Source organism: Phenylobacterium sp. GW823-FHT02A09, assembly GCF_058797775.1.
Window position 1 is genome coordinate 646763 of the sequence record NZ_JBXAJZ010000004.1, and the last position, 13826, is coordinate 660588.

Genomic DNA, 13826 nt, shown 5'->3' on the forward strand with positions numbered 1-13826 from the left:
CCCAGTACCGGCCCGCGGCGATCGCCGCGGGCCATTCTGCTTTTCCGGAGACCCCATGCGCCTGACCGCGACCCTCGCCGCCATCCTGGCGGCCGCCAGCCTCGCTGCGCCCGCCCAGGCCCAAGCCGTCAAAGGCGCGGCGGAGTACATCCTCGACTACGACGCGATCCACCACCCGGTGATGGGCCGCAAGGGGATGGTGGTCAGCCAGAGCGAGATCGCCTCGCAGGTCGGCGCCGACATCCTGCGCCAGGGCGGCAACGCCGTGGACGCGGCCGTGGCGACCGGGCTGGCCCTGGCCGTCACCCTGCCGCGGGCCGGCAATCTCGGCGGCGGCGGCTTCATGCTGATCCACCTGGCCAAGGAGAAGAAGACCCTGGCCGTCGACTATTACGGTCAGGCGCCGGCGGCGACCGACCCGGCGCTGCTGGCCGGCGCCAACGGCAAGATGGATCCGGCCAAGCGCTACTCGCACCGCGCCGTCGCCGTGCCGGGTACGGTGAAGGGCCTCTACGAGGTGCATCGCCAGTACGGCAAGCTGTCCTGGAAGAAGCTGGTCGAGCCGGCGGTGAAGCTGGCCGCCGACGGCCTGATCCTGACCGACGACATGACCTATGCGCTGGACGTCTATCGCGACGGACTGCTGAGCGACGCGCCGTCGGCCAAGGCGCTCTACAAGGCCGGCGGGGCGACCTATGTCCCGGGCGAGCGGCTGAAGCAGCCGGACCTGGCCTGGTCGCTGCGGCAGATCCGCGACGGCGGCGCCGACGCCTTCTATCGCGGCGAGCTCGGCCGCCGCGTGGTGGCGGGCGTGCAGGCCGGGGGCGGGGTGCTGACGCAGGCCGACCTGGCCGGCTACCAGATCCGTGTTTCCGAGCCGCTATGGTGCGACTATCGCGGCACGCCGGTGGCCTACATGCCGCCGCCGGCCGCCGGCGTGCTGCTGTGCGAGCTCATGAACATCGTCGAGCGCTATCCGATGGCCGAGTACGGCCAGAACAGCGTCCAGTCGCTGCACGTCACCGCCGAGGCGATGAAGCTGGTGTTCGCCGACCGCGCCAAGTTCATGGGCGGCTGGCCGCAATACCAGCCGCCCGTGGGCGGACTCGCCAGCAAGGCTTATGCGGCTGAGCGCGCCAAGCTGATCGACCTGGACAAGGCGATGGACCAGAAGGTCTCGCCCGGCGACCCGCTGCTGTTCGAGAACCGCGACACCACCCACTATTCGGTGGCCGACGCCGAGGGGAACGTGGTCAGCAACACCTTCACGCTGGGCTCGTCGTTCGGCGCGCACGTGATGGCGGCCGGCACCGGCTTCTTCCTCAACGACGCGATGGCCAACTTCGCCTGGGGCGGCGACGAGCCGGCCAATGCGCCCGAGCCCGGCAAGCGGGTGATCTCGACCATCACCCCGCTGATCGCCTTCAAGGACGACAAGCCGTGGCTGGCGGCCGGCACGCCCGGCGGCACGCGGATCATCCCGGCCATGGCCCAGCTGCTGAGCAACGTCGTCGATCACAAGCTGAACGTCGCCGAGGCGACCCAGCGGCCGCGGATCTTCCAGGCCGCCAGCGATACGCCGGTCGAGTTCGAACCCGGCTTCCCGATCGACATGCTGAAGCTGATGGAGGCCAAGGGCCACAAGACCCGCACCAGCCTGACCATGGGCTCGACGCAGTCGATCATGATCGAGAACGGCGTGTTCGAGGGCGGGGCCGACAGTCGCCGGCCGGACGCGGCCGCAGTTCCTGTCGACTAGGGGTTGCACGCCAGGGGTTGCCCCCCGATCAATGTAGTGGCACGCTTTGTGTCAATATAAGATCGGGAGGCGACGATGAAGCGGCGGTGGAAGTGGCTGGGCGCGTCCGTGCTGGTGCTGGCCGCGGGGGCTGGGCTGGCGGCGGCCAACCGCACGACAATCCTCTCGATGATCGCCCGCGCGCAGATGCCGCCGGTCGAAGACAACCGCGCGGTGGCCTGGGCGCAAGGCCCGGAGGCGCCGGCGCAGGGCGAACGCCCGCCTAACGTGGTGTTCATCCTGGCCGACGACCTCGGCTACAACGACATCACGATCAACGGTGGCGGCGTGGCGAACGGCGCCGTGCCGACGCCCAACATCGATTCCATCGGTCGGGAAGGCGTGGTGTTCGGCGCGGGCTATGCGGGCAACGCGACCTGCGCGCCGTCGCGGGCGGCGATCATGACCGGCCGCTATCCGACCCGCTTCGGGTTCGAATTCACGCCGGCCCCGGTGGCGTTCGCGCGGATGGTCGGCACCGAGGCCGAGCCCGGCGCGATCGTGAAGCCGAAGTTCTTTGCCGACCGCATCAAGGACATGCCGCCCGCCAGCACCGTGCGCAATCCGGCGGCGGTCAACGCGCTCAGCATGCCGTCCAGCGAGATCACCATCGCCGAGGTGTTGAAGACCAAGGGCTATCACACCGTCCACCTGGGCAAGTGGCACCTGGGCGGCCAGAAGGGATCGCGGCCGGAGGATCAGGGCTTCGACGAGAGCCTCGGCTTCATCGCCGGCGGGTCGATGTTCCTGCCGGCGAAGGACCCGAACGTCGTCAACTCCAAGCAGGACTGGGACGCCATCGACCGCTTCCTGTGGCCGAACCTGCCGTACGCCGTGCAGTTCAACGGATCGTCGCTGTTCAAGCCCAAGGGCTACATGACCGACTATCTGACCGACGAGGCGGTGAAGGCGATCAAGGCCAACCGCAACCGGCCATTCTTCCTCTACTACGCGCCCAACGCCATCCATACGCCGCTGCAGGCCACCAAGGCCGACTACGACGCGCTGCCGCAGATCAAGGACCACCGCACGCGGGTCTACGGCGCCATGACCCGCAACCTCGACGCCAACATCGGCCGGATCCTCCAGGCGCTGAAGGACGAGGGGCTGGACCAGAACACGCTGGTGATCTTCTCCAGCGACAACGGCGGCGCCGGCTATGTCGGGCTGCCCGACGTCAACAAACCCTATCGCGGCTTCAAGTCGACCTTCTTCGAAGGCGGGGTGCGCACCCCGTTCTTCATGCGCTGGCCGGGCGCGATCCAGCCGGGATCGACCTATGGCTATCCGGTCGGACACATCGACATCTTCGCCACCGCGGCGGCGGCGGGCGGCGCGCCGCTGCCGACCGACCGGCCGATCGACGGGGTCGACCTGCTGCCGCACGTGCAGGGCAAGAACCCGGCGCGGCCGCACCAGACGCTGTTCTGGCGTTCGGGACAGTACAAGGCCGTGCTCGACGGCGACTGGAAGCTGCAGGTCAACGGCGCGCGCGACAAGGTCTGGCTCTACGACCTGGCCAGCGACCCGACCGAGCAGCGCGACATGGCCGCCGCCCAGCCCGAGAAGGTCAAGGCGCTCAAGGAGTTGATCGCTCGCCAGGACGCCCAGAGCGTCAAGCCGATCTGGCCCTCGCTGCTGCAAGGGCCGGTGTTCATCGACAAGCCGGGCGGCGTTCCTCAGAAGGCCGGCGACGAATACATCCTGTGGGACAACTAGCCCGCGCCTAGCCGCGGCGGGCGATGAGCCCGCCGATCACCTCGACGATGGCGCCGGGGCTGTCTTCCTGCAGGAAGTGGCCGCCGTGCAGGGTGACGTGCGGTTGACCCTGGGCGCCCGGCACCCGGGCCTGGAACGGCGCCTCGCCGCCCTTGGTGATCGGGTCGCCGTCGCTGAAAGCGGTGACCAGCGGCCGCTCGAAGCGCTCGAGCACCGTCCAGGCCTCGAGGTTTTCCGCGACCGAGGCGTGCTCGGGCGTCACCGGCACCAGGGCGGGGAACTGGCGGGCGCCTTCCTTGTAGCTTTCGTCGGGATAGGGCGCGTCGTAGGCGGCGACTTCCTCGGGCGACAGGTCGCGGACCGTGCCGCCGTTGATCAGCATGCCGATGGGCATTTGCGGGACCGACTGGCTGAAGTCGAGCCAGGCCTTGAAGCCGTCGGTCATGCCGCCGCCGGTCGGCAGGCCGGTGTTGGCGACGACGACGCCGGCGAAGCGCTCGGGGAAGGCCGCGACCAGCCGCAAGCCGATCAGCCCGCCCCAGTCCTGGCAGAACAGAGTGAGGCCGGCGAGGTCGAGATCGGTCAGCCAGGCGCTCATCCAGGCGACGTGCCGCTCGTAGGTGTAGTCGGCGCGGTCGGCCGGCTTGTCGGAGCGGCCGAAGCCGATCAGGTCCGGCGCAATCACCCGGCAGCCCTTGGCGACCAGGCCGGCGATGACCTTGCGATAGAGATAGGCCCAGGACGGCTCGCCGTGCAGCAGCAGGACGGGGGCGCCGTCGCGCGGGCCCTCGTCGACATAGTGCAGGCGCAGGGGCGTTCCGTCGGCGTCGGTCAGCTGGTGATAGCGCGGCGCGTAGGGCCAGTCGGGCAGGGCGGCGAAACGGTCGTCCGGAGTGCGCAGGATCTGCATCGGGCCTCGGGGCTAGTCAGTCGTTGAAACTAATGACACTATGCGTGTCATTATAATCCGAGGCGGTCAAGCCGGGGGAGGGAAGCGATGGCGCGTGGGTGGAAGATCGCGGGGGGCGTGTTGGCCGTGGCGGTGGTCGCAGCGGTCGGCGCCTGGGCCTTCCGCGGCCAGATCGCGGTGGCGGCGATGGAGCGGACCTTCGACAAGGCCATGGCTCCCGATTTCTATTCGGATCTGCCGGACGGCCTGCATGTCGGGCTCTGCGGCTCAGGCTCGCCGATGCCCGATCCGGGCCGGGCCGGGCCCTGCACGGTGGTGCTGGCCGGGCGGCAGCTGTTCGTCATCGACGCCGGGGCGGGCGGCACCAAGAACCTCGCCCTGATGAACCTGCCGCCGGGCAGGGTCGACGCAGTACTGCTGACCCACCTGCACTCCGACCACATCGACGATCTGGGCGAGCTGTTGCTGCAGCGCTGGGCGAGCGGAGCGCAGACGGCGCCGGTCCCGGTCTATGGCCCGCTGGGCGTCGACAAGGTCGTGGCCGGCTTCCAGGACGCCTATCTGATCGATCGCGGCTATCGCATCGCCCACCACGGCGAGAAGGTCACGCCGCCGAGCGGCTTCGGCGGGACCGCCCATCCGTTCGAAGCCCCGCGCAACGGCTCGGACGTGGTGCTGATCGACACCCCCGACCTCAAGGTCACGGCTTTCCCGGTCGAGCACGCGCCGGTCGAGCCGGCGGTCGGCTACAAGTTCGTCTACAAGGGCCGCAGCGTGGTGATCAGCGGCGACACCGCCGTCTCGGCGCGGGTCGAGGCCGCCGCCAAGGGCGCCGACGTGCTGGTGCACGAAGCCCTGGCCCCCAACCTGGTCGCCATCCAGAACAAGGCCGCGACCGCGCATGGGCGCGCGAACCTGGCGGCGATCACCCACGACATCCTGTCCTACCACACGGCCCCGGAGGACGCGGCGCGGATCGCCGAGCGCTCGGGCGCGCGCTACCTGCTGCTGACCCACATCATTCCGCCGCTGCCGATCCGGGCGCTGGAAGGGCCGTTCCTGGGCGACTCCCGCAAGCTCTATTCGGGCCAGTTGCGGGTTGGGCACGACGGCGATCTGATCACCCTGCCGGCCGGGACCGACGATATTCGCTACACCAACCGACTGGCGATCTTCCGATAGGAGGCGTTCGAGATGAAGGACCCCATCGCGCTCTCAGGCGCGCCCGGTTCGCCCTACACCCGCAAGATGCTGGCGGTGCTGCGCTACCGCCGCATTCCCTACCGCTTCCTGCCGCCGTCGGGGCCGGCGCTGGCGGGGTTGCCGCAGCCGAAGGTCTCGCTGCTGCCGACCTTCTACCTGCCCGACGAGAACGGCGAGCTGGCGGCGGTCACCGACTCCAGCCCGATCATCCGGCGGTTGGAGCGCGAGCACGGCGGCCGCAGCCTGATCCCCGATGATCCGGCCCTGGCCTTCCTCGACGAGCTGATCGAGGACTTCGCCGACGAGTGGCTGACCAAGGCCATGTTCCACTACCGGTGGGCATATGAGCCCGACATCGCCAAGGCGGCGGCGATCCTGCCGTGCTGGCGCGGGTTCTGCGTGCCGGACGAGGAACTGGCCGCGCGCGGGCGGCAGTTCGCCGAGCGCCAGATCGGCCGGCTGCGCTATGTCGGCTCCAACCCCGTGACCGGGCCGCTGATCGAGGCGAGCTACACGCGGTTCCTCGCGGCGTTCGAGGCGCACCTGCGCCACTGGCCCTATCTGCTGGGCCGGCGGCCGGGAGCGGGGGATTTCGCGGTGTTCGGGCAACTGACCCAGTTGGCGGCCTTCGACCCGACGCCGATGGCGCTGACCCTGCGCGCCGCGCCGCGGGTCGCCGCCTGGGTCGGGCTGATGGAGGACCTGTCGGGGCTGGAGCCGGGGGAGGGCGACTGGATCGATCCCGCCGCGCCGCCGCCGACCCTGGCGCCGGTGTTGGCCGAGATCGGGCGCGGCTACGCTCCGGTGATGCTGGCCAATGCGCGGGCGGTGATGGCCGGCGCCGAGCAGGTCGAGGCGACCGTCGAGGGAGCGCCCTGGACCCAGCAGCCGTTCCCCTATCAGGCCAAGTGCCTGCGCTGGCTGCGCGAGTCGCACGGGCGGCTCGAGGCCGGCGCGCGGGGCGCGGTCGACCGCCTGCTGGCCGGGACCGGCTGCGAAACCATGTTCGCCCCTGGAGCTTGATCCCCGCAGGCCTTAGTCAGGGCTCGAAGAGTCTGCTGGGGGCGGAGCGCTTGAGTCAGGAACGGTCGGCGGACGGACGGCGGCGGCGGGGCGAGGACAACCGCGCCCGCATTGTCGCGGCCATGCTGGAGATCATCCAGGAGGGCGAGGTCTCGCCCGGCGCCGAGCAGGTCGCCGAGCGCGCCGATGTCGGCCTGCGCACCGTGTTCCGGCACTTCAACGACATGGACAGCCTCTATTCGGAGATGTCCGAGGCCATCGAGCAGGAGATGCAGGCCGCGGTCGATGCGCCGTTCAAGTCGGCCGACCCGCGCGAGCGCGTCGTCGAGCTGGTCGCCCGGCGCGCGGCGGTGTTCGAGAAGATCGCGCCGTTCAAGCGCGCCTCGGACGTCCTGCGGCACCGGTCGCGGTTCCTGGAGGCCGGAAGCGAGCGGCTGGTGGCGGCGCTGCGCACGATCCTGGTGCGCGAGCTGCCGGCGGGCGTCGATCCGCTGACGGTCGAGGCCCTGGATCTGCTGCTGAGCTGGGAGAGCTGGGCGCGGCTGCGGCGCGAGCAGGGCCTCAACCCCGCCCGCGCACGCCAGGTGCTCGAAGCCTCCGTTCGGAGATTGCTGGCCTAGGGCCGGGAACGCTCCGCCAGGAACGCGCGGATGTCGGCGGCCAGCAGCCGGGCGCTGTCGTCGCCCAGATAGGGCATGTGCCCTGAGGGATAGACCTTCATGGTCAGACGCTCGCGCGCCAGGCCCGAATGGCGGGCCACGGCCTCGGCCGCGCCGAAGGTGGTGACGAGGTCGTAGTAGCCGGAGCCGACGAACACCCCGAGCGCCGGGTTGCGGCGCATGGCGGTGGCCAGATCCTCGGCGTAGTTGCGCGGGCCGGCGCCCCAGTTCCAGCGCGAATTGACGTCGGCGAAGGCGATCGACTGGTAGGTCGAGGGCGCCTTCACCCTCAGATCCTGCTCGACGTATTGGTTGAGGCCCGCGACGAACGAGGGCGTGTACTGGCCCATGGCCGGATCGTCGGCGACGGGATCGCCGCCGCTGGCGGCCAGCGGCAGGGTGTAGCGGCCGTCATAGGCGCCGATCTGCAGGCCTTTGTCCTTCAGCAGCAGTTCGCCGAACTTCGAAAGCGAGATGCGCAGGTCGGCGTCCAACCAGGTCCGGGCGGGCAGGCCGGTGAGAGCGGCGAGGCCCTCGGCGACCTTGGTCTTGTCGGCGGCGGGCAGCTCCTCGCCGGCGTAGAGGGCGGGCAGGTAGACCTCGCGCGCGAACTTGCGGGCCGCCTCGGCGGCGCTTTGCGCCGACGTCCCGGCGGCCTTGCCGTGGACCCAGGCGGTGGCGGCCATGGTCGGCAGGGCCGACAGCGCGCCGCGATCATCGCCGGCGCCGCCGCCGCGGTTCATGTCGAACGACGGCCCCAGGATGATGACGCCGTTCAGCGTCGTCGCGCCCAACGCGCCGGCCGGCGACATCGGTCCGCCCATCAGATTGGTCGCCACGACCGAGGCGCGGACCGTGCCGTAGCTTTCGCCCATCAGGAACTTCGGCGAATTCCAGCGGCCGTTGGCGGTCAGCCAGCCCTGGATGAACTCGCTGGTGGCGCGCGCGTCCTGGGCGACGCCGTAGAAGTCCTCGGCCCTGCCGCCCGGCAGCAGGCGGCTGTAGCCGGTGCCGATCGGATCGATGAACACCATGTCGGCGACGTCGAGCAGCGAGTAGGGATTGTTCTCCAGCGCGAAGGGCGGAACCGTCGGCGGCTTGACCGGGTCGGCCATGGCGATACGGCGCGGACCCAGCATGCCCATGTGCAGCCAGATCGAGGACGAGCCAGGGCCGCCGTTGAACACGAAGACCACCGGACGGTCGGGCTTCGCGCCCTTGGCCACGTAGGAGAAGCTGAACAGGCTGGCGGCCGCCTGGCCGTTGGCGGCCTTGAGGATCGTCTCCTGCAAGGTGGTGCGGTAGGCGACCTTCTTGCCCATGAAGACGCCGGCGTGGTCGCTGGCGAACGCGCGCGGCGCGGCCGCGACGGGGACGGGATCTTGCGCAGCCTGGGCCGCCGGCGCCGAGGCGAGGAGCAGGACGGCGAGGCCGGCCGAGATCAGATGGCGCATTGGCTGTCCGGAACTTGGGTGCGGGCCCAGCGGTAGCCGTCCTGGGCCTGACCGCGGGGCAGGTAGGTGATCGTCAGATCCTGGCCGTCGCGGCGGATCTTCAGGGTGATGGTCTGCTCGGGCTTGGCCTGCACGGCGTCCAGCACCACGGCTTCGGTGATCTCGTCACCGTTGCGGACCCCGGCGACGGCCGCCTGCGATCCGGCGACCAGACCCTTCACGATCCGCGGGCTGCTGGTCAGCGAGGCGCTGTCGAAGCCGAGCTCGAAGGCGCGGAAGCTGGCGGCCTCGCGCTTGAAGCAGGGGCCGTAGGCGTCCGAGGGCGGGACCAGCAGCTTGCCGGCCATCATCGCCGCGTGCTCGTCGCGCGCCTGCGGGCCGAGTTCAGCGGTCACGATCTCGAGCCAGGCGTCGGTGTCGTACGACTTGCCGGCCTCACGTCGCGCGATCATCGCCTTGACCAGGTCGTCCAGCCGGCGCTTGCCGCCCGACTCGGCGCGGACCTGGGCGTCGACCATGGCCATGTAGAAGGCGCCGCGGTCGTAGGGCAGCTTGCGCACCCGCGTGTCGCTCCAGAACTTGGCGGCGATCTCGCTGGCCGGGGCGCTCCGCACCGGGTTGCCGTAGTAGCTCTGCGCGCGCTCGTTGATCTGGGCCAGGAAATCGTCGGTCGAGATCGGGCCCGAGCGCCAGGGGATGGTCGCCGAGTAGAACTCGGCCAGGCCCTCGCCGTACCAGGAGACGATGCCGTTCGGGCCGTTCAGGCTGCCCGGCCAGTTGTGGACGATCTCGTGCGCCAGGTGATGGCGCATGCCGTCGACCGTCGGGGGCGGATCATCGCCGAACCCGGACATGAACGAGTTGATCAGCCCAGCGCCGCCCGTGCCCGGATAGGGGTTGTGACGGAAGAACACGCGGTAGGGCTTGCTCGGCTCGCCGAAGAAGGTGGCGATGGCGGTGCGGGCCTTCTCGGTCCAGCTGGCCACCGCCGGCACGTCGAACGGCGGGGTTCCGAGCCAGTAGATCGCGAACGGCTGGCCGCTCGAGGCCTCCGGATAGCTCCGCATCGGGCCGGCCATGTAGAAGGTGTTGGCCAGAAGCTCGACCGGGCCGACCATCTTCAGCGGGCCTTCGCCGAGGCTCTGGGCGCCGCGCGACCCGGCCGGCATGGCCGCCAGGTCCCAGTCGAGGCCCAGGCTGTAGGGGCGGCTGTTGTCGGGCAGGGCGAGGAACGTCACGCCCGCGCCATTGAGGCCGCCGGCCTCGGGCCGCAGGTCGAAGGGCGGGCCCGAGCCGAGCTTGGGCCGGAACGCCGCCGCTGCGGCCGTGTAGCGGACGGTGACGTCGCCCTGCGTCGGGCGGGCGACCTGCCAACGGCGGAAGTAGAGGAAGTTCGCCGCGTCGGCCGGGTCGTCCTCCTGGACCAGCGGCACGGCGCCCTTGGCGTCGGTCACCTCGATCTGGGCGGCCTCGTAGCGCTGGGTCTCCACCGACGCGAAGACCATCGGCAGGCGCAGGAAAGGATCGCCCGGCTTGGCGTCGGGCGCCTGCAGCTTGAGAGTGACGGCCACCTTGTCGACCGCGCCGCCGCTCTGGTGCGGGGCGAGGGTGAGGTTCAGAGCTGGAGGCGAGTTCTGGGCTCCGGCGCTCGTGGCGAGCGCCAGGGCGGCCGCGGCGGCGGCCAGCAGGGTCTTGGTCTTCATCAGGCGGGCGGGGTCCGTGGCAGCGCCGACAGCAGGCGGTCGACGTCGTTCATGTCGTTGAACACCGCCAGCGAGACCCGGAAGCGGTTCTGCGAGACGGTCAGGCGGATGTCGGCGGCCTTCATCAGGTCGCCGAGCTTGGCGCGGGCGTCCTTGAGCGCGAAGGCGACCAGGGCGGTGCGCGAGTCCAGCGGCGTCATCGGCTGGTAGCCGCGTCCGCGCAGTTCGGTCTGCACGGCCGTGATCAGCGGCTGACGGGCGGCCTCGATGGCCGGGACACCCAGGTCCTTGATCAGGCCCAGCGAATAGTCGAGCTGAACGACCCCGGTCCACGAGGTCGTGCCCATGGCGAACTTGCCGGCGGCGTCGGGCGACATGCCGTAGGTGGCCGCGCCGGGGCCCGGCTCGTCATACGGGAAGACGTGCGACTTGAAGGCGTTGACCTGGTGATAGCCCCACCAGGGGCGCTTCACCTTGTCCTGGATCTCCTTGCGCACGTAGAGGAAGCCCAGGCCGAAGTCGCCCATCAGCCACTTGTAGGAAGACGAGGCGGCGAAATCGACGCCGGCCGCGCGCAGGTCGATCGGCGTCACCCCGACCGCATGGACCATATCGACATAGACATAGGCGCCGTGGGCGTGGGCCAGGTCGCAGACCGCCTTCAGGTCGTGCGCGAAGCCGTTGGTGGTCGAGACGGCGCTGATCGAGACCAGCTTGGTGCGGTCGTTCACCGCGGCCGCCATCTGGCCCATGTCGATGCGGCCGTTCCGGGTCATCGGCAGGGTGACGACGTCCATGCCGGCCTTGCCGAGTTCGCCGTAGGTGTAGAACGAGCCGAAGAAGTGCAGGGCGTCGGTGACGATGCGCCCGCCGCTCTCGGGAATGCCGAGGGCGCGGATCACCAGATTCTCGCCCATGGTGGTCGACTGGATCAGCGACAGTTCGTCCGGCGCGGCGCCCACCAGCTCGCCGAACTTGGCGATCATCGCGGCTTCCTTGGCCCCGACGCTGTAGTTCGAAGCCGTGCCGTCCTGGGTCTTGTAGCGGAGGTACTCCTCCAGCGCCGTGCGCGCGCCCAGCGGCATCGGATGGGTCGAGCCGGCGTCCAGGTGGGTGAACGGCATGCTGGCGAACTCGGCCTTGGCCGGCAGTCGGGCGGCGGGCGAGGCCTGGGCCGCGGCGGCGGCCGACTGGGCCAGCGCGCCGCTCGAGGCGGCGGCGACGACGAGGGCGCGGCGCGTCAGCTTCATGGTGATCTCGCACTCTTGCGGCCGGTCCGGCCGTGTTCGAAACGCTATGAGCCGCCGGGCGGATTTTCTTGTCGTTCTCCACGGCGAAGGTCGCCGCCCTGGCGAGGATTATGCGGTCCTCGGCGCCCGCGCTGCATTACTCATGCGCCAGCGGGGCGGTCAGCGGAACTTGCGCGCGCGCATCGGGATGGCGGTGGTGCTCTTGGACTCGGTCAGAGTCACGATCGAGCGCACGTCGACGACGCCCGGCAGCTTGAGCAGCGTCGAGAAGATGAAATCCTGATACCAGATCACGTCCGGCGCCAGGATCTTCAGCATGGCGTCCATCTCACCGAAAACCGTATAGCATTCAAGGATTTCGGGGATGTCGTTGATGGCCTTGTGGAACTTGGCCCGATCCTCGTCGCTGAGCGTCGTCATCTTCACTTGGGCGAAGATCTGCATCTTGAAGCCGAGCTTCTCGCGATCGACGATCACCACCTGGGCCTTGATGTAGCCGTCCTCGCGCATGCGCTGGATCCGGCGCCAGCAGGGCGACTGCGACAGGCCCACGCGCTCGGCGAGCTCAGCCGTCGAGAGCGATGCGTCGCGCTGCATCAGCTCCAGGATCTTCATGTCGATGGCGTCGAGCTCGGCGGGCATAGCTTATGTCCTTGGTTCGATATGGGCGCATAGCGGATGCGGGTATCGGCGATGTCAAGGCCGAGTAAGGCAAGATAATCCCGTGTGGCGGAATAGGCTCACTCCATAGTCAGCAACTGTCGCCGCACGGCGCAGGCAGCGCCTTGGGGGCGACGAAGTGAATATGCCGAGTAAGTCGCCCAAGGCTGAGGGGACGCACGTGCCGCCGCCAGAGGACTATTCCAACTGGGTGCGGGCGATGATGCGCAACATCGCCGCCGCCCCTGACGCGGCGGTGCTCTACGACTCCACGATCCGCGAGCCGACCGAACTGCTGGCCCAGGTCGTCCGCGGCGCGTTCGGCGGCGAGATCACCGACCGCTACGAAAGCGTATTCGCCAACGGCAACCGCTTCGTGGCCGCCGCCGTCGCGCGCCGCTACGGCGTGCAGCCGGCCAATGTGCTCTGCACCACCGGCGCGACCAGCGCCATGGGGCTGGCGATCCGCGCCTTCGTGCGGCCCGGCGACCACATCATCGTCGAGACCCCGTGCTTCGACCTGCTGCCGGGCCTGGCCGCGGCGGCGGGCGCGAGCATAAGCTATCTGTCGCGCCGCGCGCCCGACTTCGCCATCGACACCGCCGAGCTGGAGAGCCTGATCCAGCCGGAGACGCGGCTGGTGCTCCTGACCGACCTGCACAATCCGTCCGGCGCGGCCCTGGGGCAGGGCGCCCTGCTGGCCCTGGCCGCCCTGGCCGGCAAGAGCGGCGTGCGCATCGTCATCGACGAGGTCTATGGCGACTTCGCCGGGCCGCGTCCGGCCGCCGCCACCTATTCGCCGGAAATCATCAGCGTCGGCAGCCTGACGAAGGTCCAGGGTCTGTTCGCGCTCAAATGCGGCTGGGCGATCGCCGCGCCCGACAAGGTCGAGGCGATCCTGGCGGCCAGCGAGCAGGGCGACCTCGGGGTCTCCAAGCTCTCGCACGCGGTCGCCGCGCGGGTGCTCGAGGACATGGCGCCGTTCGACGACTATTGGCGCGGGCTGCTGGCGCGGACACGGCCGGTGCTCGAGCGGCATGCCGGCGCGATGATCGCCGAGGGGCTGCTGGCGGGGGAGGTGCCGGCGCAGGGCTGCATGTACTTCCCGCGCGTCGTGGGTGTCGCCGACACCTACGCCCTGGCCGAATGGCTGTGGCGCGAGCATCGCGTCGCCGTCGCGCCGGGCGAGTTCTTCGGTCTGCCGGGCCATATCCGGATCGGCTTCGGCGGCGACGCCGACCAGCTCGACCGGGCGCTTGGGCGCTTCGCCGATGCGCTGCGCCGCTATCGGCCGTCCTGATGGCGGCCTTGTGCGCCTCGTCTGCCTGCACCGCATCGGCCATGCAGGCGCGTGACGCCGAGCGCATAAACAATCTGCGACGCTTCGACGTCGGTTTGAAGAACGAAAAGAAAAACCGCGTTGCGGCGCCTAGGTTTTCCACAAGCG

At 69.8% G+C, this 13826-nt stretch carries 11 protein-coding genes; 6 read left to right on the top strand and 5 right to left on the bottom strand.

Annotation, left to right across the window (positions count from 1 at the left end):
- Window positions 1-55 precede the first annotated feature (55 nt).
- Both ggt and AC1Q87_RS19575 read left to right on the top strand, forming a co-directional pair.
- Window positions 56-1759: a gamma-glutamyltransferase gene (gene ggt, locus AC1Q87_RS19570; protein ID WP_492610503.1), complete on the top strand. Its 1704-nt coding sequence runs from the start codon at window positions 56-58 to the stop codon at window positions 1757-1759.
- A 75-nt stretch (window positions 1760-1834) separates the two neighbouring features.
- The gene (locus AC1Q87_RS19575) at window positions 1835-3517 is read left to right on the top strand and encodes a sulfatase-like hydrolase/transferase (RefSeq protein ID WP_492610504.1); all 1683 of its coding nucleotides are present in this window, start codon (window positions 1835-1837) and stop codon (window positions 3515-3517) included.
- Between the two features lie 7 nt (window positions 3518-3524).
- On the opposite strand, the gene AC1Q87_RS19580 is transcribed toward AC1Q87_RS19575, so the two are convergent.
- Window positions 3525-4427, bottom strand: coding sequence for a haloalkane dehalogenase (locus AC1Q87_RS19580; protein ID WP_492610505.1), 903 nt, complete (start codon window positions 4425-4427; stop codon window positions 3525-3527).
- A gap of 87 nt (window positions 4428-4514) precedes the next feature.
- Between AC1Q87_RS19580 and AC1Q87_RS19585 the strand changes: the two genes are divergently transcribed.
- The 3 genes from AC1Q87_RS19585 to AC1Q87_RS19595 are packed head-to-tail and all read left to right on the top strand — an operon-like array spanning window position 4515 to window position 7273.
- Window positions 4515-5609: an MBL fold metallo-hydrolase gene (locus AC1Q87_RS19585; protein ID WP_492610506.1), complete on the top strand. Its 1095-nt coding sequence runs from the start codon at window positions 4515-4517 to the stop codon at window positions 5607-5609.
- 12 nt (window positions 5610-5621) lie between these two features.
- A complete protein-coding gene (locus AC1Q87_RS19590) occupies window positions 5622-6653 on the top strand; it encodes a glutathione S-transferase family protein (protein WP_492610507.1) in 1032 nt (343 codons plus the stop codon).
- A 50-nt stretch (window positions 6654-6703) separates the two neighbouring features.
- A complete protein-coding gene (locus tag AC1Q87_RS19595) occupies window positions 6704-7273 on the top strand; it encodes a TetR/AcrR family transcriptional regulator (protein WP_492610508.1) in 570 nt (189 codons plus the stop codon).
- Here the strand turns inward: AC1Q87_RS19595 and AC1Q87_RS19600 are convergent.
- The 4 genes from AC1Q87_RS19600 to AC1Q87_RS19615 form a co-directional block, all read right to left on the bottom strand.
- Window positions 7270-8766 (bottom strand): S10 family peptidase, encoded by a 1497-nt coding sequence (locus tag AC1Q87_RS19600; protein ID WP_492610509.1) that lies wholly within the window; start codon window positions 8764-8766, stop codon window positions 7270-7272. The genes AC1Q87_RS19595 and AC1Q87_RS19600 overlap by 4 nt on opposite strands.
- Window positions 8754-10469, bottom strand: coding sequence for a M61 metallopeptidase family protein (locus tag AC1Q87_RS19605; protein WP_492610510.1), 1716 nt, complete (start codon window positions 10467-10469; stop codon window positions 8754-8756). Before AC1Q87_RS19605 ends, AC1Q87_RS19600 begins: the two co-directional genes overlap by 13 nt.
- On the bottom strand, window positions 10469-11719 hold the full coding sequence (locus AC1Q87_RS19610; RefSeq protein WP_492610511.1) for an aminotransferase class V-fold PLP-dependent enzyme: 1251 nt from the start codon (window positions 11717-11719) through the stop codon (window positions 10469-10471). The genes AC1Q87_RS19605 and AC1Q87_RS19610 overlap by 1 nt, the downstream gene beginning before the upstream one ends.
- A 159-nt stretch (window positions 11720-11878) precedes the next feature.
- Window positions 11879-12361, bottom strand: coding sequence for an Lrp/AsnC family transcriptional regulator (locus AC1Q87_RS19615; protein WP_492610512.1), 483 nt, complete (start codon window positions 12359-12361; stop codon window positions 11879-11881).
- A 199-nt stretch (window positions 12362-12560) separates the two neighbouring features.
- Here AC1Q87_RS19615 and AC1Q87_RS19620 point away from each other — a divergent pair, with 199 nt between their 5' ends.
- Entirely contained in the window at window positions 12561-13679 is a 1119-nt protein-coding gene (locus tag AC1Q87_RS19620) for a pyridoxal phosphate-dependent aminotransferase (RefSeq protein WP_492610513.1), read from the top strand.
- The last annotated feature ends 147 nt before the right edge of the window (window positions 13680-13826 follow it).

Excerpts from the sequence above, each read along its gene's own strand:
- ggt (WP_492610503.1), top strand. The coding sequence starts at position 56 with ATGCGCCTGACCGCGACCCTCGCCGCCATCCTGGCGGCCGCCAGCCTC.
- AC1Q87_RS19575 (WP_492610504.1), top strand. The coding sequence starts at position 1,835 with ATGAAGCGGCGGTGGAAGTGGCTGGGCGCGTCCGTGCTGGTGCTGGCC.
- AC1Q87_RS19580 (WP_492610505.1), bottom strand. The coding sequence starts at position 4,427 with ATGCAGATCCTGCGCACTCCGGACGACCGTTTCGCCGCCCTGCCCGAC.
- AC1Q87_RS19585 (WP_492610506.1), top strand. The coding sequence starts at position 4,515 with ATGGCGCGTGGGTGGAAGATCGCGGGGGGCGTGTTGGCCGTGGCGGTG.
- AC1Q87_RS19590 (WP_492610507.1), top strand. The coding sequence starts at position 5,622 with ATGAAGGACCCCATCGCGCTCTCAGGCGCGCCCGGTTCGCCCTACACC.
- AC1Q87_RS19600 (WP_492610509.1), bottom strand. The coding sequence starts at position 8,766 with ATGCGCCATCTGATCTCGGCCGGCCTCGCCGTCCTGCTCCTCGCCTCG.
- AC1Q87_RS19605 (WP_492610510.1), bottom strand. The coding sequence starts at position 10,469 with ATGAAGACCAAGACCCTGCTGGCCGCCGCCGCGGCCGCCCTGGCGCTC.
- AC1Q87_RS19610 (WP_492610511.1), bottom strand. The coding sequence starts at position 11,719 with ATGAAGCTGACGCGCCGCGCCCTCGTCGTCGCCGCCGCCTCGAGCGGC.
- AC1Q87_RS19615 (WP_492610512.1), bottom strand. The coding sequence starts at position 12,361 with ATGCCCGCCGAGCTCGACGCCATCGACATGAAGATCCTGGAGCTGATG.